Below are 15,247 nucleotides of genomic sequence, written 5' to 3' on the forward strand. Positions count from 1 at the left end.
AAGTAGAGATGGGTCTCGAATAGGTGGAGCCGACACATAAGCCGGGTTCTGTTCCGCTTGCGCGGCGGTAGCCATTCGTCTAGGCCAGCAATCACTCACTGGCTCGAGCAACCTACCCGCCTCCTTACGCGAGCAACGCAATGTGGAGGCCTATTTGGTCTTGCTTCAGGTGGAGTTTACCCTGCTACGAACTATTACTAGTCGTCCGGTGCGCTCTTACCGCACCCTTTCACCCTTACCTGTTCCCTTGCGGGTCATCGGCGGTCTTCTCTCTGCTGCACTTGTCGTAGGCTTGCGCCCCCCAGGCGTTACCTGGCACCTTGCTCTATGAAGCCCGGACTTTCCTCCCCTTTGTCAGTCTCCCGAAGGACGTCAACGTCAGTTTCCCGAAGGACCTCAACGTCAGTCTCCCGAAGGACATCAACAAAGCAGCGACTACCCAGTCAGCTCCGAGGGCGGATTGTATAGAGTTCTCACTTCAGAGTCTAGTTAGATCACAGATATGATGAAATGAATGCACCGAGTGATGAGTTTTTAGTCAAAACGCAAAAGGTAAACAATAAAAAAGGGTCGATGCTTTCACATCAACCCTTTGCAATATGCAATCTAAACAGCCCTTAATCTAAGTTTTCTAAACCCCATTTGTATAGAGCGTTCTTCTTCAGATTGTGGATTTCTGCCACCAACGCTGCCGCTTTCTTCAAAGGCAGTTCTTTCGTCAGAATACCCAAAGTACGCAAAGCCTCATCGGGCAATGCCTCATCCGATGTTTCACGATGACCATGAATCAAAAGCACCATTTCACCACGTTGCTGGTTATCGTCACTTTTCATCCACTCAATGAGTTCACCCAAAGGCATGCCTTGGATGGTTTCAAATGTTTTAGTGAGTTCTCTTGCTAGAACGACTTCTCGCTCAGAGCCAAGAACGTCTAACATATCTTGTAACGAGTCTAAAATTCGGTGTGGTGACTCGTAAAAAATGCATGTGCGCTCTACCGATGAAATCTCTAAGAATTTATCTTTACGGCCTTTACTTTTTGGCGGTAGAAAGCCTTCAAAACTAAAGCGATCTGACGGCAATCCCGACGCGCTTAACGCAGTGATAACTGCACACGCACCAGGAAGAGGCACAACTCTTACGCCCGCTTGACGACATTTTGTCACCAGATGGTATCCTGGATCGCTGATTAGTGGTGTACCTGCGTCAGACACTAAGGCAATAGACTGACCTGACAATAGCTTTTCGACCAAAACCTGTGCTTTTTGTTGCTCATTGTGATCATGCAACGCAAAAGTTTTGGTTTGGATATTGAAGTGAGACAGTAATTTACCCGTATGTCGGGTATCCTCTGCTGCGATGATGTCCACGTTCGACAGAACTTCGATAGCACGTTGTGTGATATCCGCTAAATTTCCGATTGGAGTCGGTACGATGTAGAGAGTTGGCCCCTCATTCGGCAACTTATTTTTATCTGTCATTTGTTTACCATCACTTCAACGATTAATATAGAGACAATTTTGTACAAAATTATAGAGAACTCACGGCAATGATTAACCATAAGAGACTCAGTGTACCACGCATACTCACTCCTGTTGCACTAGCAATTACGCTCGCCGCCTGTTCTTCAGGCCCGAGACAGCCTGATGGCGTAGATGTCACACTTGAGCCTACCCAGTCGGTACAGAACTACATGATTCAAGCTGATAGCACGGAAGGCAGCTTACAAAACGACTGGTTGATCATGGCAATCAAAGCCGCAATCCAAGCGAACCAATTGGATCAAGCAGACCTTCTGATAAAACGTCTGGCTCGCCAACAATTGACAGAAGTTCAACAGGCGGAGTGGCAACTGGCGCGTGCGACCATACAGCAAAAGCAAGGCGATTACTCTCAGTTGTTGCAACTTCTCAACTTTAAGCCTTGGTGGAAACTACCAAATGAGCAGTGGAAAGATTACTACTCTCTACGTGCCGACGCTTACCAAAGCCTAAATCAGCCGTTTGAAGCCAACCGCCAACTGGTAGCGTTTAGTCAATACGCGTCATCAGCAGAGCAACGCGAAATCTCAAGCCGAATTTGGATGAACTTTGGCAGTTACTCTGAATATGAACTGACTTCACTACAAACTGAACCCAGCGAAGACGTGTTAGATGGATGGTTGCAATTAGCAGTTTACGCAAAAACGCTCTCCGGCAATCTGTCTCAGTTAAAAAATACCCTTGAGCGTTGGTTGAACGAGAACCCGTCACACCCAGCGGCAATCTATACGCCAGAAGAAATTCAAAACATTCTGTCACTTGATATCGTAAAACCAAATAACACAGCATTGTTGTTACCATTAACAGGTAAGTTTGCGCCTCAGGCACAATTGATCCGCGATGGTTTTGTGTTCGCGATGATGAATGATAGAAACCGAGATCCAAGCGCAACGCTTACCGTCATTGATACGAATGCGTACAGCGCTGATGAAGTGAAACAACGTCTTATCAACGAAAACATCGATTTTGTTGTCGGCCCGCTGCAAAAAGAAAATGTCGAACTATTGCAAACCACAATGGATGGTTCAGCAAACAGTCCAGCCATTCCTGCACTGGCACTGAATATTCCTGAAGATGTTCAGCCAGGTACCGACATTTGCTACCTAGCGTTGTCACCAGAGCAAGAAGTGGCTCAAGCTGCAAAATACTTGTTTAGCGAAGGCTATAGCTTCCCGCTGATCCTAGCGCCAAAAGGCAGCTACGGTGAGCGTGTTGTGCAAGCTTTCAATGAAGAATGGAGCAAGTACAGCTCAAACAAAGTCGCAACAAGCTACTTTGGTGATAAGCGCCAGCTACAAAAAGACATTAACGACGTCTTTGGATTACAAGAGAGCAGACAGCGTATCGCACAGATGCAATCGCTCATGCGCATTAAGTTGGAAACACAGCCACGCAGTCGTCGTGATGTGGACGCAGTTTACATTGTCGCTCGTAGCTCTGAACTAACACTTATCAAACCATTCATTGAGGTCGCAATTAACCCAGATGCGAAGCCACCAAAATTGTTCTCGAACTCTCGTAGCAACAGCGGTGGTGCGACGTACGAAGACTTAACAGGCATTATCTACAGTGACATTCCGCTGTTAGTAAACCCAGACCCAATCGTGACCGCTGAAATGAATGAGCTATGGGCAGATCAATCCAACATGGAAAAACGCTTAAAAGCTCTAGGGATGGATGCCTACAAACTGATCGGTGAATTGCCACAAATGAAAGTGGTACCAGGTTACTCAGTAAGCGGCCAAACTGGTACGTTAAGCATTGACAACAACTGTGTTGTACAACGCGAATTGAGCTGGGCTGAGCGTGGGGCTCTTTAGTAAGCGTCAAATAGGTAATCAGTACGAGACCCTGGCGAAGCAGTATCTGCAGCGTCAGGGTTTGCGTTTTTTAGATCAAAATTATCTGACAAAGTTCGGCGAAATTGATTTAATCTTCCAACAAGGTGAAACTATCGTCTTTGTTGAAGTCAAATATCGTAAGAACGATCATTTTGGCTCAGCGGCTGAAATGGTCACAAACGCTAAAATGCGCAAACTGATCAAAACAGCACAAGTTTGGCTCAGCCAACAACGCACAATGAACACCATAGATTATCGGTTCGATGTCATCGCCATTCATGACAGTGGTCGCGACATCAACTGGATACAAAATGCAATATCTGAAGGATAAGCGATGCTAGACAGCATTAAAGATAGCTTTACAGAAAGTATTCAAATTCAAATCGCAGCCGCAGAAGCTCTGCCTGATGCGATCACGCACGCCGCTCAAGCCATGGTTTCGAGCTTGCTGAATGGCAACAAAATTCTTTGCTGCGGCAACGGTGGCAGCGCCTCAAATGCACAACAGTTTGTTTCTTGTCTTTTAAATCGCTTTGAGACCGAGCGCCCTAGCCTTCCCGCTATGGCGCTGACTGCGGACAACACCACACTAACGGCAGTTGCAAACGACTACCACTATCAAGAGATTTTCTCTAAGCAAGTTCGTGCATTTGGCCAACCAGGCGATATTCTTCTGGCGCTTTCTACCAGTGGCAACAGCAAAAACATCATCAAAGCGATGGAAGCCGCCGTAACTCGCGACATGACCATTATCGCCCTAACAGGTAAAGATGGTGGTGAGATGGCAGGATTACTGGGCGAAAACGATGTAGAAATTCGTATTCCATCCCATCGCACGGCTCGCATTCACGAAGTGCATATGGTCACTCTTCACTGCTTATGCGATTTGATTGACCAAGTACTTTTCCCTGCTCACGAAGAATAACAGATTTGAGAATCAGCATTATGATACGTAGCCTTATCATTTTATGTACCATCTTAAGCTTGAGCGGATGTGCGGGACTGTTCATTGCTGGAGCTGCCACCACGGCAAATATTGTGACAGATACTCGCACCACGAAGCAGATCTGGCAAGACAACAATATTGAATTTGAAGTCGCAGCGATCGGTAATAAAGAACCATTTAAAGGGCATGTACGAGTTGTTGCGAGCTCGTACAATGGTACGGTTGTTTTAATGGGCCAAGCTCCAACTCAAGATTTGATTAATCAAATTGAGCAACGAGCTAGAGCCATTGATGGCGTCAAAACCATTCATAACCAAATTAAGGCTAAAGAGCCATTGAGCGTGACGCAAATCAGCAACGACAGCTGGATCACAACCAAGGTAAAATCGGCTCTATTAACCGACTCGGACCTCAATGGCGTGAAAGTCAAAGTCATTACAGAGGATGGTGACGTATTTTTGTTTGGTTATGTAACCGCTCAGCAAGGTGAACGCGCGACGGAGATTTCGCGCAATATCTCTGGCGTAAAACAGGTGATCAAAGGGTTCCAATACGGAGACGCAGAACCAGTTAAAGTCGATTTACCTAGCGACGGTGTGACAACACAGACACAGACACAGACACAAGATGATAGTGATCCAGATGTCGAGACGTTTACCATTAGTGACTAAACGATATTGAAAAACTTGAAACCGAAGTATAAAAAAAGCAGCGTTAACGCTGCTTTTTATTTACTTAATCACTCTTAAGCTTGGTCGACCTTTAGGACGAGGAGCTTCTTCCTCTTGGGATTCTGCACCAATCTCCTCAGAAGTTTCTTCCGTCACCGCCTTAAAAGATGGTGACAAATCTTCTTCTTCAATCGTTTCTTCTTCGATGTGCGTGTACGCTTCTTCTGGTTCAAACATTGTTCCAGCACCGTTTTCACGAGCATAAATCGCTTGAACCGCATACACTGGCACGATCACTGAGTGTGGTCGGCCACTAAAACGAGCATGGAAGGTAATCGCATCATTACCCAACTCTAAGTTACCAACGGCACGAGGAGCAATATTCAAGATAATCTGACCATCTTGAACAAACTCAACAGGCACACGCACACCCGGCATAGTTGCATCAACAACCAAGTGGGGAGTTAAGTCATTGTCTACTAGCCAATCGTAAAATGCGCGAAGCATATACGGACGGCGAGCAGTCATTTTTGCAATATCCATAACGTCTCTAAATCGCTTAGCGAACTAGACGCATTTCACGTTCAGCTTCAGTTAAAGAAGCAAGGAATGAATCACGCTCAAATACGCGGTTCATGTATACCTTGATTTCTTTTGAGCCTGGGCCAACTAGGTCAATACCAAGTTGAGGTAGACGCCACAATAGTGGAGCTAGGTAACAATCGATTAGGCTGAATTCTTCACTCATGAAGTATTCGTATTCAGCAAAAATTGGCGCTAGAGTCAGTAGATCGTTACGAAGTTTCGTACGCGCTTTTTCTGACTCTTCTGCATTACCTTTAACAATTTTTTCAGCTAGTGAGTACCAGTTACGTTCAATACGGTACATCATCAAACGGCTGTTACCACGAGCAACTGGGTAAACCGGCATTAGAGGTGGATGAGGGAAACGCTCGTCCAAGTACTCCATGATGATTTTTGAATCGTAAAGAGCTAGCTCACGGTCAACAAGAGTTGGCACTGATTTATATGGGTTTAGCTCAACAAGCTCAGCAGGAAGATTAGCTTCATCAACAAGCTCAACTTCAACACTTACGCCTTTTTCAGCTAGTACGATGCGAACCTGATGGCTATACAAATCTGATGCACTTGAGAAAAGAGTCATCACAGAACGTTTATTGGCAGCTACAGCCATGGAGCCCTCCAGTACACTTACAAATAAAAATAATGGAGGCTAAGCCTCCATTATCCATCAATTAAAATTGGGAATTAGCACGGTATGATAGCACAATTAATGCACATCACGCCAATACTCTTTCTTAAGCATCACGACAACAATCGTTAGTAGAACTAGGAAGCCCATTACCCACCAACCCAAAGCATGACGCTCAAGTTGAACTGGGTCGCCGGCGTAAACCAAGAAGTTCACCAAGTCACCAACCGCTTTGTCATATTCGCCTTCGCTTAATTCGCCAGTACCGTTTGTCTCAGTACCAACAACCACTTTGACTTCTTCACCATCAACCATCTTAGTGCCGTACACTGGCGTTGGAATACCTTGCAGTTCTTCAAGAACGTGCGGCATACCAACACTTGGGAATACGATGTTGTTCACGCCAAATGGACGAGATGGATCAACATAGAAAGAGCGTAAGTATGTGTACAACCAATCCGCGCCACGCACTCGGGCTACCAAAGTTAGATCCGGTGGTGGAGCACCAAACCAGTTTGCCGCCTGCTTCGGTGGCATAGCATTAACCATGAGGTCACCGATTTTCGCTTCAGGGTTGAAAATCAGATTTTCCTTCATTAGGTCAGCTGGAATATCTAAGTCTGTTGCTACACGCTCATAACGCTGGTATTGCGTAGAGTGACAAGCAAAACAGTAGTTCATGAACAACTTCGCGCCATTTTGTAGCGAAGCTTTATCCGTTAGGTCCACGTTTGCTTTATCAAGCGGAACGTTGGCCCCTGCTGCCATCGCAAGAGATGGCAACATAGCAAATAGAATTACAATCCACTTCTTCATTTGAATGTCACCCTCTCTGGTAATGGTTTGGTTGCTTCATTTTTGCTGTAGAAGAACAGCAGTACAAAGAACATGAAGTAACACAAGCTAAAGATCTGAGATAGTAGTGTGTACGTCGGTGTTGCAGGCAACGCACCTAAAATGCCCAGAGCGATAAAGGCGATAGTGAACTGAACAATATTCAATAGGTGGATTTTGCTACGGTAACGGTACGAACGTACTTTACAGCGATCCAACCAAGGTAGAACAAACAGTACAGCGATAGACGCACCCATTAGGATTACACCCAATAGCTTGTCTGGAACCGCACGCAGGATTGCGTAAAACGGAGTGAAGTACCATACCGGAGCGATGTGTTCAGGCGTCTTCAATGGGTTTGCAGCTTCAAAGTTAGGCGGCTCAAGGAAGTATCCACCCATTTCTGGGTTAAAGAACAACACATAACAGAAGAAGAACAAGAAGCCAGCGACACCAACCAAATCCTTAACCGTGCCATATGGATGGAAAGGAATAGAGTCAATAATATCGTATTTCTTCGTGTAGTAATCGTGGAACTTGAACTGCGTTTTGTAATCATCGCCCATTGAACCTTTTGGTAACTTCGTTTCGATACCGTCAGGGTTGTTAGAGCCCACTTCGTGCAGTGCCAACACGTGAAGCACGATAAGTAGAAGTAGTACGATAGGCAGAGCGATTACGTGTAGTGCGAAGAAACGGTTCAACGTTGCACCTGAGATGATGTAGTCACCACGAATCCAAAGCGTTAAGTCATCACCGATAACAGGGATTGCACCAAACAGAGAAATGATTACCTGAGCGCCCCAGTATGACATCTGACCCCATGGTAGTAGGTAACCCATGAATGCTTCAGCCATTAGAACTAGGAAGATCAACATACCGAAGATCCACAGTAGTTCACGAGGCTTTTGGTACGAACCGTAGATCAGACCACGGAACATGTGCAGGTATACAACAACGAAAAACGCTGATGCGCCAGTTGAGTGCATGTAACGCAGAAGCCAACCGTACTCAACGTCACGCATGATGTATTCGATAGATGCAAACGCACCTTCACCAGAAGGAACGTAGTTCATCGTTAGCCAAATACCCGTTAGGATTTGGTTAACAAGAACCAGCATCGCCAGAGAACCAAAAAGATACCAAAAGTTGAAGTTCTTCGGCATTGGGTATTCAGATAAATGCTTTTTATAAGCATTCATTGCTGGAATACGCTTTTCTACCCAATCTAATAGTGCTTGCATTATGCATCCCCCTCATCAACACCCACAATGAGCTTGGTGTCGCTCAAATACATGTGTTTAGGAACGACAAGGTTCAATGGAGCAGGTACCCCTTGGAATACTCGGCCTGCCATATCGAACTTAGAACCATGACAAGGGCAGAAGAAGCCAGACCTTACGCCCTGCACCTGCTCTGAGAAAGAGTCTGGTAGGTAGGTAGGTGAACAACCAAGGTGAGTACAGAAACCAACGGCAACAAAGTACTCTTCTTTAATCGAGCGAAACTCATTCTGAGCGTACTCTGGCTGCTGTTCCATTTCAGATTGTGGATCACGAAGCTTATCACTGATCGTTTTTAGGTTATCCAGAACGCTTTGAGTACGGCGAACAATCCATACAGGTTTCCCCTGCCACTCAACACGTACCAGCTGACCTGGTTCAATTTTACTTATATCCACTTCCACCGGTGCACCCGCCGCTTTGGCTTTAGCACTCGGATTCCATGATTTAATAAAAGGCACGGCGACGGCGACTGCCCCTAACCCACCAACAACTGCCGTTGTAGCGGTTAGAAAACGCCTGCGACCGTTATTTAAAGGCGCGTTGCTCATCCAAACATTCTCCCATTTGCTCCCTTTGGATCGTTATTATTCCGCTTATAAGAGCATGGCTAACAAATAATGAATTTAGTTCTAATTATTGGGGAGAAATGATAAAGAAAACCCTACTTTTTGACAAGATAAAGCTACCTTTTTGTAACATTTGTGAGGCAAATCGCTCGCGTCGTCACAAAAGCGGCAGAATTATAAAAAATTGATGTGATTTGTAACAAGAAAGCGAAATGAAGAACAACAAAATTAAGCCTCACATGCCTTTTATTTTGGTTGTTTTCAGAGAATTACACCGAATAAGTTTTCAATAAGTGACAAAAATCACTAACACGTAAATTTAAACTTTTGTAGCACAGGTAAAGCGTAAATATCGCGATAAAACCTTCGTAAAATGTTGCGTGGATATTAAAGGGGAGTGTTCTGAGGGAACCAGAAAGAACGGATGTTTTATCTGACAATAAAAAACAAAAAGCTCGGCATATAGCCGAGCTTTTGGTGCACAGTCCCAGAATAATTCTGGAAAGCATAATTTCCGGTAAAAGGAAATTAACGCTTAGAGAACTGTGGACGACGACGTGCTTTACGTAGACCAACTTTCTTACGTTCAACGCAACGAGCGTCACGAGTAACGTAACCAGCTGCACGTAGAGCAGGACGTAGAGACTCATCGTATTCCATAAGCGCGCGAGTGATACCGTGACGGATAGCACCAGCTTGACCAGAAATACCGCCGCCTTTAACTGTAACGTAAAGGTCTAGCTTCTCAGTTAGTTCAACTAGCTCTAGAGGTTGTTTAACAACCATACGAGAAGTTGGACGACCGAAGTATTCATCAAGGCTACGCTTGTTTACTACAATGTTGCCGCTGCCTGGTTTAATAAAAACACGTGCAGCTGAGCTTTTGCGACGGCCAGTGCCGTAGTATTGATTCTCTGCCATTTTCGAAATCCCCAATTAGATGTCTAGTACTTGTGGTTGTTGAGCAACATGGTTGTGCTCAGCGCCTGCGTAAACTTTAAGCTTACGGTACATAGCACGGCCTAGAGGACCACGTGGAAGCATGCCTTTAACTGCTAGCTCAAGAACCATCTCAGGTTTACGATCGATCAGCTTTTCAAAAGTGATAGATTTTAGACCACCTGGGAACTCAGAGTGACGGTAGTACACTTTGTCTTTAGCTTTGTTACCAGTTACAGCAACTTTCTCAGCGTTGATAACGATGATGTAGTCACCAGCGTCAACGTGAGGAGTGTATTCAGCTTTATGTTTGCCACGTAGGCGAGATGCAATTTCACTTGCTAGACGGCCAAGAGTTTTACCTTCAGCGTCTACAACGTACCAGTCGCGTTTTACAGTTTCTGGTTTAGCAACGAAAGTTTTCATGCTAATAATAACCCGTTAATTAAAATTTAAACTTTAAAGGAACACCCGTTTGGTGCTCCCACACTGTCTAAGAGCCCAGTCATCACCCCTTCGAGTCGTTGGTACTCTCGACCATCTATTTCGAAATAACTTCGATAATCCGGTCTGCAGTAACGGTGGGTCGCAGGATTATAGAGAAGAGCGAAGAAAAAATCACCTTTTTTTGCGCCAAATCACTAATTTTTTCTTCACTTTTTAAAGAGGCAATCAAATTTACGCCAAATGCTCGCGAGCAAGATACTCATGACTCTGCATCTCGGTTAAACGTGATACACAACGCTTGAACTCAAATTCCAGTTGTCCTTCGCTATATAAGGCATCCATCTCGACTTCCGCTGAAATAATCAGTTTTACGTTACGCTCATAAAACTCGTCGACTAAAGCAATAAAACGCCTCGCAGCATCATCAATTTTACGATTCATCTGACGAACATCGGCCAGTAAAACCGTGTGATAAATACGTGAGAGTTCAATGTAATCGTTTTGACTTCGAGCGGTTTGGCACAACTGCTCAAAAGAAGCATGTAACACCCCATCACTGGCTTCAATCACGTTAATCTGTCGATGATTAATGTCGATTTTGTGGGCAACGCTTTTACGCTCAGCCGTAAGCTGCTGATAATAGGTATTTAAATTAATAGAAGCCTGCTCATCCAATGGATAATGGTAGATTTCGGCTTGTTCCAACGTCCTCAGACGATAATCGACACCACTATCCACATTTAGGACATGGCAACGCGCTAAAATCATATCAATAGCAGGAAGAAAACGTGCTCGCTGTAAGCCATTACGATACAAATTTTGTGGTTCGATGTTTGACGTCGCCACCAGCACCATCTGACGCTTAAACATTTCTTGCAACAATGTGGCAAGAATCATGGCATCAGTTATGTCAGAGACAAAGAACTCGTCAAAACAAACAATATCCGCTTCTTGTTTAAATAAGTCGGCAACTTTGGAGAGAGGATTTTCTACCTCCCCCAAGCGCTTTAACTCGTCATGTACCCGATACATAAAGCGGTGAAAGTGCACGCGCATTTTTCTGTCAGTAGGTAAGGCATCAAAAAAGGCATCCATTAAATAGGTTTTACCTCGGCCTACCCCGCCCCAAAAGTACAAACCTTTTGGGGGTTGAGGCATCTCGACCTTTTTGCCCATGAGCTTCTGCCATTTAGAAAGTTGAGGGATCGGCGCAGACTGAAACTCAACAATATCATGGTAGAGTTTGTCTAAAGCGACAACGGCTTGATGCTGGGCTTCATCGCGCTGGAATCCATGTTCTGCTATATCTTTTTGATATCGTTTTAGTGGTGTCATCAGATTAAGTCGTGTTAGAGGTACAGAGAAAATGGTCACCTCGGGGTCAACTTTGAGAATAGAGAGAAGTAGTTATCAGTCCCCGAAGACATACTGCTATTTTTCTTTATCGGCTGTGAAAGCCATAGTAACATGGACAAGCACCGCGTGTAACTAAGTAGTAAAAGACTTGTTAAAACAACTATAAGGAGCAGTTATGCCTTGGATTTATGCCATTGTGGGTTTGCTGGTCGGTACAATCGTAGGCGTAGTCATTAGTAGACTAACCACCCCTGAATACAAGAAACAAAAGTCTGTGCAAAAAGAACTTGAAGCGGCTAAGTTTGAACTAGAGCAACAACGTCAAGAGCTCGTAGATCATTTTGCACAAACCGCAGAAATGTTGGATACCTTGGGTAAGGATTACACTAAACTCTACCAACATATGGCGAAGACCTCTTCAGAACTTCTGCCTAACTTGCCAGAACAAGATAACCCGTTTGATAAGAAAACGGCGATGTCTTCAGAGCAAATCAAAGAAGACCAACCAGAGGTCAACGAACAACCAAAAGACTACGCCAACGGCGCGACCGGTCTTTTGAAAGATCAAGAAAAAGAGATCATCAACGCTCCCGACGTGGTGACGGCTAAAGCCTCTTAACCAGCTCTTTTCCTTTCTTTTGGGTCGATATAAATCGTAATTTGTATCGACCCTTTTTGAACTTTTCTGCAGCAATCCCTCTCTAACTTGCATGTGAACTGCCGTCACCCTTTGAATATCCAAACTAGACCTTATATTAAAAATATCAATCAAGATAAGTTGATGTTCATAAACCTATGCAGGCAATTCGTTTCAGTCTATTGCGGCCTTTGAATAATGGCATGCGCTATCGGTTGGGCTAAACGTACCCTGTCATGGATGACCAAACGCTTATTCTTATTGGTGTAAAGTGCGGATATTTCTTTTTGGCAGACATGTTTCAAGAGGAGTTACTGGATGAAAAAGCCATTGCTTGCGCTAACCGTTCTATCTTTAAGTTTGAGTTCCATTATCACGCCGATAACGGCCACGGCAGCACTGCCTCTAAGTGTTGATGGCCAGCAATTACCAAGCCTAGCCCCGATGCTAGAAAAAGTGACCCCAGCAGTCGTGAGCATTGCGGTTGAGGGTAAACAAGTTCAAACCAGTCGTATTCCGGAACAATTTCAGTTCTTCTTCGGCCCTGACTTCCCGATGGAGCAAACTCGAGAGCGTCCATTCCGCGGATTGGGCTCTGGCGTCATTATTGATGCCCAAAAAGGACACATCGTCACTAACTATCATGTGATCAAAGGCGCGGATGAAATTCGAGTGCGCCTCTATGACGGCCGCGAGTACGATGCTGAACTCGTTGGTGGTGATGAGATGGCAGACGTCGCATTGCTTAAATTAGAAAAAGCGAAAAATCTAACTCAGATTAAGATTGCCGACTCTGACAAGTTACGCGTCGGCGACTTTACTGTTGCTATCGGCAACCCATTTGGTCTCGGCCAAACCGTCACCTCGGGTATCGTTTCTGCACTGGGTCGTAGTGGTTTAAACGTGGAGAACTTCGAAAACTTCATCCAAACCGATGCCGCAATCAATAGCGGTAACTCTGGCGGTGCATTGGTGAACCTTAACGGTGAGCTGATCGGTATTAACACCGCCATTTTGGGACCAAATGGAGGCAACGTCGGGATTGGTTTTGCCATCCCATCGAACATGATGAGAAACCTCACTGAGCAGATTTTAGAATTTGGTGAAGTAAAACGTGGCATGTTGGGCGTTCAAGGTGGTGAAGTGACCTCTGAGCTGGCAGAAGCACTGGGTTACGAGTCAAGTAAAGGGGCATTCATCAGCCAAGTCGTGCCTGATAGCGCAGCGGACAAAGCGGGTCTAAAAGCCGGTGATGTGGTTGTATCAGTTAACGGTAAGTCAATCGACACTTTCTCTGAGTTGCGCGCCAAAGTCGCCACATTAGGAGCAGGTAAGAAGATCACGCTAGGCGTTATTCGTGATGGTAAGAGCAAATCGTTTGACGTGACTCTTGGCGAGTCCACCAACATGAAAGCCAAAGCGGAAACGTTGCATGAAGGCCTAAAAGGAGCAGAGTTAAGTAACACTACACCAAGTGATGCAATCCAAGGGGTAAAAGTCTCCAGTGTTGCAGAGAATTCACCTGCCGCGCAATACCAGCTAAAACAAGGTGACATCATTATTGGCGTCAATCGTCAACGAGTGAAAAACCTTGCGGAGCTTCGCTCTATTGTTGATAAACACAAAGGTGTGCTTGCACTAAATATCCAACGCGGGGAACGCACTATCTACTTGGTGATTCGATAGTCTCTAGCCTCTAAAATCAGGGCAAAACCAGACGATTGATCCATCACTCTTGGTGATGAAACTCGAAGAGTTAATCTTACTATCAATCTGATTATTAAAAGGGCAGTGCGATCACGCACTGTCCTTTTGTTATTTTTCAATGTAATGCTATTCTTCACCTTTCTATGCCATTTTGGCGCTGATGCATGGAGAGGATATGCTTAGCTTTTTATTACGTTCTGTCTTTTTAGGCTTAGCAACCGCTGCCGTTGTACTGCTCGCAGTTCCATCATTGCGCAATAACGTTATTCCTGTCGCGCTCGACCAACAACCGAAAAATATCGCATCTCTTGAGTTGTCGTTTAACCAAGCCGTAAGAAGAGCGGCGCCAGCGGTTGTGAACATCTACAGCCGAAAATACGTTGAAAACGATCGCAGTAAACTCTCAACACAAGGGCTGGGTTCTGGGGTTATCGTCAGCGAAAAAGGTTATATCATTACCAACTATCACGTGGTAGCTCAAGCAGACCAAGTCGTTGTTGCATTGCAAGATGGTCGAGCTGCTGCCGCTCAACTTGTTGGCACCGACAAACGCACGGACATTGCCGTTTTACGAGTTGAAGGTTCTAACCTACCTGTCATCCCATTGAATTCTGAATACAAACCTCAGGTTGGTGATGTCGTTTTAGCGATTGGTAACCCATACAACTTAGGGCAAACCACGACCTTCGGCATTATTTCCGCGACAGGTCGCTCTTCTATTAGCGATGGTCGTCAAGCCTTCATCCAAACTGATGCTGCAATCAATGAAGGTAACTCGGGCGGCGCATTGGTGAATACTCAAGGTGAATTGGTGGGCATCAACACCGCATCTTTCCAGCAGGCAACCGATCTTGAAACCTACGGTATCTCATTTGCAATCCCAGCCCCACTCGCCAGCAAAATTATGCAGAAAATCATCGCTGATGGTCGTGTGATTCGCGGCTACATCGGTATTGATGGGCAAGACATCAATGCAGTGACGGCCCGTTTACTAGGAAACGAGCACATTGGCGGTATCGTTGTTTTAGGTATCGACCCAAATGGTCCAGCAAGTGCCGCAGGCTTTGAAAAGCAAGACATCATTATCAGTATTGATGGCAATAAAGTTCAGGGCCGTCAAAGCGTGATGGATATCGTCACGGATTTACGCCCAGGCACTTCTGTCGACGTTGGTATCATTCGTAAAGGCAAGGAAATGACTCTAAAAGTCACCATCGCCGAAGACAAACAAGAAGCATAAAAAAAATCCCAGCCAATGGCTGG

General features: G+C 45.2%; 16 protein-coding genes and 1 other RNA gene. 7 read left to right on the forward strand and 10 right to left on the reverse strand.

Translation table 11 applies throughout. The annotated features are described in order from the left end of the window. Window positions 1–21 precede the first annotated feature (21 nt). Both rnpB and rsmI read right to left on the reverse strand, forming a co-directional pair. Window positions 22–451, reverse strand: an RNA gene (gene rnpB, locus ACF8OV_RS08870) — RNase P RNA component class A. A gap of 166 nt (window positions 452–617) precedes the next feature. Continuing rightward, window positions 618–1,481: a 16S rRNA (cytidine(1402)-2'-O)-methyltransferase gene (gene rsmI, locus ACF8OV_RS08875; protein ID WP_086584365.1), complete on the reverse strand. Its 864-nt coding sequence runs from the start codon at window positions 1,479–1,481 to the stop codon at window positions 618–620. Between the two features lie 68 nt (window positions 1,482–1,549). On the opposite strand from rsmI, the gene ACF8OV_RS08880 reads away from it, so the two are divergent. Genes ACF8OV_RS08880 through ACF8OV_RS08895 form a run of 4 tightly spaced genes read left to right on the forward strand, consistent with a single transcriptional unit; the run spans window position 1,550 to window position 4,999 of the window. Next, on the forward strand, window positions 1,550–3,361 hold the full coding sequence (locus ACF8OV_RS08880; RefSeq protein WP_317675913.1) for a penicillin-binding protein activator: 1,812 nt from the start codon (window positions 1,550–1,552) through the stop codon (window positions 3,359–3,361). Then, a complete protein-coding gene (locus tag ACF8OV_RS08885) occupies window positions 3,348–3,713 on the forward strand; it encodes a YraN family protein (protein ID WP_020904236.1) in 366 nt (121 codons plus the stop codon). The genes ACF8OV_RS08880 and ACF8OV_RS08885 overlap by 14 nt, the downstream gene beginning before the upstream one ends. A 3-nt stretch (window positions 3,714–3,716) precedes the next feature. After that, the gene (locus ACF8OV_RS08890) at window positions 3,717–4,307 is read left to right on the forward strand and encodes a phosphoheptose isomerase (protein WP_005458175.1); all 591 of its coding nucleotides are present in this window, start codon (window positions 3,717–3,719) and stop codon (window positions 4,305–4,307) included. Window positions 4,308–4,327: 20 nt separating this feature from the next. Further along, the gene (locus ACF8OV_RS08895) at window positions 4,328–4,999 is read left to right on the forward strand and encodes a BON domain-containing protein (RefSeq protein ID WP_024703386.1); all 672 of its coding nucleotides are present in this window, start codon (window positions 4,328–4,330) and stop codon (window positions 4,997–4,999) included. A gap of 60 nt (window positions 5,000–5,059) precedes the next feature. Here the strand turns inward: ACF8OV_RS08895 and sspB are convergent, their stop codons facing one another. The 8 genes from sspB to zapE form a co-directional block, all read right to left on the reverse strand. Continuing rightward, window positions 5,060–5,542: a ClpXP protease specificity-enhancing factor gene (sspB, locus tag ACF8OV_RS08900; protein ID WP_005458208.1), complete on the reverse strand. Its 483-nt coding sequence runs from the start codon at window positions 5,540–5,542 to the stop codon at window positions 5,060–5,062. Between the two features lie 16 nt (window positions 5,543–5,558). Further along, the gene (gene sspA, locus ACF8OV_RS08905; RefSeq protein ID WP_005458199.1) at window positions 5,559–6,194 is read right to left on the reverse strand and encodes a stringent starvation protein SspA; all 636 of its coding nucleotides are present in this window, start codon (window positions 6,192–6,194) and stop codon (window positions 5,559–5,561) included. A 96-nt stretch (window positions 6,195–6,290) separates the two neighbouring features. Next, complete coding sequence (locus tag ACF8OV_RS08910) at window positions 6,291–7,028, reverse strand: cytochrome c1 (RefSeq protein ID WP_005479715.1); 738 nt, start codon at window positions 7,026–7,028, stop codon at window positions 6,291–6,293. Continuing rightward, complete coding sequence (locus ACF8OV_RS08915; RefSeq protein ID WP_005479717.1) at window positions 7,025–8,290, reverse strand: cytochrome bc complex cytochrome b subunit; 1,266 nt, start codon at window positions 8,288–8,290, stop codon at window positions 7,025–7,027. Before ACF8OV_RS08915 ends, ACF8OV_RS08910 begins: the two co-directional genes overlap by 4 nt. Beyond that, on the reverse strand, window positions 8,290–8,880 hold the full coding sequence (gene petA, locus ACF8OV_RS08920) for a ubiquinol-cytochrome c reductase iron-sulfur subunit (RefSeq protein WP_005479718.1): 591 nt from the start codon (window positions 8,878–8,880) through the stop codon (window positions 8,290–8,292). The genes ACF8OV_RS08915 and petA overlap by 1 nt, the downstream gene beginning before the upstream one ends. Window positions 8,881–9,426: 546 nt before the next feature. After that, a complete protein-coding gene (rpsI, locus tag ACF8OV_RS08925) occupies window positions 9,427–9,819 on the reverse strand; it encodes a 30S ribosomal protein S9 (protein WP_005458217.1) in 393 nt (130 codons plus the stop codon). 15 nt (window positions 9,820–9,834) lie between these two features. Beyond that, the gene (rplM, locus tag ACF8OV_RS08930; RefSeq protein ID WP_005396465.1) at window positions 9,835–10,263 is read right to left on the reverse strand and encodes a 50S ribosomal protein L13; all 429 of its coding nucleotides are present in this window, start codon (window positions 10,261–10,263) and stop codon (window positions 9,835–9,837) included. Between the two features lie 252 nt (window positions 10,264–10,515). After that, on the reverse strand, window positions 10,516–11,619 hold the full coding sequence (gene zapE / locus ACF8OV_RS08935; RefSeq protein WP_020840080.1) for a cell division protein ZapE: 1,104 nt from the start codon (window positions 11,617–11,619) through the stop codon (window positions 10,516–10,518). Window positions 11,620–11,815: 196 nt separating this feature from the next. On the opposite strand from zapE, the gene zapG reads away from it, so the two are divergent. The 3 genes from zapG (at window position 11,816) to degS (ending at window position 15,224) form a co-directional block, all read left to right on the forward strand. Next, entirely contained in the window at window positions 11,816–12,259 is a 444-nt protein-coding gene (gene zapG, locus ACF8OV_RS08940) for a Z-ring associated protein ZapG (protein WP_005457173.1), read from the forward strand. 336 nt (window positions 12,260–12,595) lie between these two features. Further along, window positions 12,596–13,963, forward strand: a complete 1,368-nt coding sequence (locus ACF8OV_RS08945; RefSeq protein WP_005457169.1) for a Do family serine endopeptidase — start codon at window positions 12,596–12,598, stop codon at window positions 13,961–13,963. A 196-nt stretch (window positions 13,964–14,159) separates the two neighbouring features. After that, window positions 14,160–15,224 (forward strand): outer membrane-stress sensor serine endopeptidase DegS, encoded by a 1,065-nt coding sequence (degS, locus tag ACF8OV_RS08950; protein ID WP_005490480.1) that lies wholly within the window; start codon window positions 14,160–14,162, stop codon window positions 15,222–15,224. Window positions 15,225–15,247: the final 23 nt, after the last annotated feature.

Source organism: Vibrio sp. GLN_1 (genome assembly GCF_043106015.1).
GTDB classification, from domain to species: Bacteria; Pseudomonadota; Gammaproteobacteria; order Enterobacterales; family Vibrionaceae; genus Vibrio; species Vibrio parahaemolyticus.

Bases quoted from the DNA above. Each gene is read 5' to 3' on its own strand.
- rsmI (WP_086584365.1), bottom strand. From the start codon at position 1,481: ATGACAGATAAAAATAAGTTGCCGAATGAGGGGCCAACTCTCTACATC.
- ACF8OV_RS08880 (WP_317675913.1), top strand. From the start codon at position 1,550: ATGATTAACCATAAGAGACTCAGTGTACCACGCATACTCACTCCTGTT.
- ACF8OV_RS08890 (WP_005458175.1), top strand. From the start codon at position 3,717: ATGCTAGACAGCATTAAAGATAGCTTTACAGAAAGTATTCAAATTCAA.
- ACF8OV_RS08895 (WP_024703386.1), top strand. From the start codon at position 4,328: ATGATACGTAGCCTTATCATTTTATGTACCATCTTAAGCTTGAGCGGA.
- sspB (WP_005458208.1), bottom strand. From the start codon at position 5,542: ATGGATATTGCAAAAATGACTGCTCGCCGTCCGTATATGCTTCGCGCA.
- sspA (WP_005458199.1), bottom strand. From the start codon at position 6,194: ATGGCTGTAGCTGCCAATAAACGTTCTGTGATGACTCTTTTCTCAAGT.
- ACF8OV_RS08910 (WP_005479715.1), bottom strand. From the start codon at position 7,028: ATGAAGAAGTGGATTGTAATTCTATTTGCTATGTTGCCATCTCTTGCG.
- ACF8OV_RS08915 (WP_005479717.1), bottom strand. From the start codon at position 8,290: ATGCAAGCACTATTAGATTGGGTAGAAAAGCGTATTCCAGCAATGAAT.
- petA (WP_005479718.1), bottom strand. From the start codon at position 8,880: ATGAGCAACGCGCCTTTAAATAACGGTCGCAGGCGTTTTCTAACCGCT.
- rpsI (WP_005458217.1), bottom strand. From the start codon at position 9,819: ATGGCAGAGAATCAATACTACGGCACTGGCCGTCGCAAAAGCTCAGCT.
- rplM (WP_005396465.1), bottom strand. From the start codon at position 10,263: ATGAAAACTTTCGTTGCTAAACCAGAAACTGTAAAACGCGACTGGTAC.
- zapE (WP_020840080.1), bottom strand. From the start codon at position 11,619: ATGACACCACTAAAACGATATCAAAAAGATATAGCAGAACATGGATTC.
- zapG (WP_005457173.1), top strand. From the start codon at position 11,816: ATGCCTTGGATTTATGCCATTGTGGGTTTGCTGGTCGGTACAATCGTA.
- ACF8OV_RS08945 (WP_005457169.1), top strand. From the start codon at position 12,596: ATGAAAAAGCCATTGCTTGCGCTAACCGTTCTATCTTTAAGTTTGAGT.
- degS (WP_005490480.1), top strand. From the start codon at position 14,160: ATGCTTAGCTTTTTATTACGTTCTGTCTTTTTAGGCTTAGCAACCGCT.